The following is a 2,570-nucleotide window of genomic DNA, read 5'->3' on the forward strand; positions in this document are numbered from 1 at the left end:
ATCCTCGAGGGCACCGCGACCGAGCTCGCGACGAAACGCATCAACGGCAACAATCTGCGCGCGATCCGGCGCCACTGCGCCGAACTCACCGAGGCCGCCCGCAATGGCGGCATCGAAAACTATCTGCGCAAGAACCACGACTTCAAATTCGGGGTCTATCGCCATTGCGGCAACGAACAGATGATCTTCCTCATCGAGACGGTGTGGATGCAGGTCGGGCCTTTCCTGCGAAACCTGCATATCGGTTTCGAGGATGATCTCGCCGGCATTCTGGGTATCGACTACCATGAGGAGGTCGTGGCGGCGATCGAGGCCGGCGACGGCGAGCGGGCGCGTCGGGCGATCGTGCGCGACATCGAGGAGGGCGCCACGCATATCCTCGGCCAGGTGAAGTTTCCGGAGATGCGCCACTAGAGTAAGCAGGCGGGTTGTTCGATGATTCTCGGCACTTCCTCAACTCGGCCGATTTGCTCGACCTCGCCGTAAAGTCGTCGCAGCAAACTTCTTAGGTCCGAAGCCCTCAGTCGTCATACGTGGACGCGAGCCTTTGGTCGCGACTGCCATACGCCTGATGACCTCGTGATCGAGATGAGCATAAAGGTACTCATCCGCCTGCAATGCACGCAGTCTATTCAGCCTATCTACGCCTTGCCTACCCGCGAAGGCATTGGCGCCTTCGTCCTCCCAGCTCATTGCCAGCATGACCTTCGGTGTGAGTGGAAAGGTCACAACGGCTGTCTTGTTCAGATAGCCGTGGTCGCCGTAAATCGGGTGCCAAGTCTTAGGTTCTACCCAACGAACAACCGGGTCGTCGCTGGTGATAAAGAAACCCTGAGCGGCCCCGATGGTCCGCCAACGCATCTGGAAAAGTACGGGTGTCAGCTTGTCGGCAGCAGTGAGGTGCTGCAACGCCCACTCCTTCCCCAGTTCGAGCCGGTAGCCGCTAGGGTCAATCAGGCTCCTCCGAAGGGAAGTTCTGCTCTCTTCGGTAAGCTGCCTGCCTTCGCCCTGCTCGATCCGATGCACCAGCGAATTGAAGGCCCGGTCGTGTACACCAGTCGCATAGTTCCGAATCTGAATCATGCGACCAACCATCTCGGCCGCGTCTTTCCTGGAACCAGGTGTACGCACCACCATCACGGCTAGGAACTGCGCCATGTCCATCTTGTCCTGGTGCTCCGGAATCTTGCCGTTGATCAGCCGCATGTAGATTGGAGCGGCCGTGCTTTCGATCCGAGCCAGCATTTCTTCGATGCGAAGGTCATAACTGCCATCCGGCGCTTCAACGGAATAGAAATGAGTTTGCTTGGCCGTCTCTTCGGGCATGCGGGAAAATTTCTTGCCGTCGGCCTTCGTATATGCCAGACGTGACCTTTCGGCTGCACCCCAGCAAAGTGCTGGAGATGCAAGCGCGGAATAAAGTGTTGACCTTTTGGATTACTCATTGTGAACGAAATCACGCGAGGCAGAATCATTATTTCAGACCGAGTATACCATGAGCGCTCTATTAACCAGCGATCAAGACTAGACCCAGGTGCTCACGGGGACCCGGGGGCAGTGGAATATTGAGCCCATTTGCTCGATAGCATGAGGACGCTGCTATCAGCGTAACTGCGCGATCAATCGCGGGTAGCTAAGATGACGACACGCCGAATCCGGCTTGGCTTTCGCTGACCATATCGCTATGTTGCGATCGCAGATCGCGAAAATGGACCTGAAATGCCGCCCGATATCCCAGCTAGTGACTTGAAAAAATGAAGAAAAACCATTCGGCGCCAGCCGATACGGTCTTCATAAACTCACAAGCTGAAAAATTGGATATCGTAGCCTGCAAGGGCTACAGCACCTAAAAAGGGGCTGGAAATTGAGCGATGCGATTGCGGACGTTTTGAATTGGCTTGAAAGCAGGAAGGACATCCAGAGCCTGAGGGCGGCGGTGTGCGACCTGAACGGAATCATGCGCGGCAAGCGCATTCCGGTCGAGCAGGCGCGCAAGGCGCTCGAAGGCAAGCTGCGCATGCCTTACTCGGCCATCGGCCTCGACATCTGGGGCGAGGATATCGAAGGCAATGCCCAGGTCTTCTCGACCGGCGACGCCGACGGGCTTTGCCACTGGACGGGACGCGGCATATTGCCGGTCAACTGGACAGCCCATCCGACAGCGCTGCTGCCGCTCTGGCTGGCGGACGACAGCGGCGCGCCCTATCTCGGCGATCCGCGCCGCGCGCTGGCCCGCATCCTCGACCGCTACGCCGCGCTCGGCCTGACGCCCGTCACCGCGACCGAGCTCGAATTCTATCTTGTCGATCCGACCTCGCAGCGGCCAGTCGGCCCCGTCTCCCCGGTCACCGGCAGGCGTCTCGATTCGGACGCGGCGCTCTCGATCGACGAGGTCGACGATTTCGAGGCCTTCATCCACGATATCTACGAAGCCTGCCGCATGCAGGACATTCCGGTCGACACCGCGATTGCCGAGAACGGCGTCGGCCAGTTCGAGATCAATTTGAACCATGTGCCCGACGCCTTGCGCGCAGCCGACGATGCGGTGCTTTTCAAGCGTACCGTGAAGG

At 58.6% G+C, this 2,570-nt stretch carries 2 protein-coding genes and 1 pseudogene; 2 read left to right on the forward strand and 1 reads right to left on the reverse strand.

The annotated features are described in order from the left end of the window. Window positions 1–414 (forward strand): GntR family transcriptional regulator (locus tag EOA27_RS31425; protein WP_145970660.1); only part of this gene is annotated, 414 nt, incomplete at its 5' end. A 39-nt stretch (window positions 415–453) separates the two neighbouring features. Here the strand turns inward: EOA27_RS31425 and EOA27_RS31430 are convergent. After that, window positions 454–1,365, reverse strand: a complete 912-nt coding sequence (locus EOA27_RS31430; RefSeq protein ID WP_281059497.1) for a DUF4238 domain-containing protein — start codon at window positions 1,363–1,365, stop codon at window positions 454–456. Between the two features lie 499 nt (window positions 1,366–1,864). On the opposite strand from EOA27_RS31430, the pseudogene EOA27_RS31435 reads away from it, so the two are divergent. After that, window positions 1,865–2,570: pseudogene (locus EOA27_RS31435) on the forward strand (glutamine synthetase); the annotation flags it as partial.

This window comes from Mesorhizobium sp. M2A.F.Ca.ET.037.01.1.1 (assembly GCF_003998075.1).
Taxonomy (GTDB): Bacteria; Pseudomonadota; Alphaproteobacteria; order Rhizobiales; family Rhizobiaceae; genus Mesorhizobium.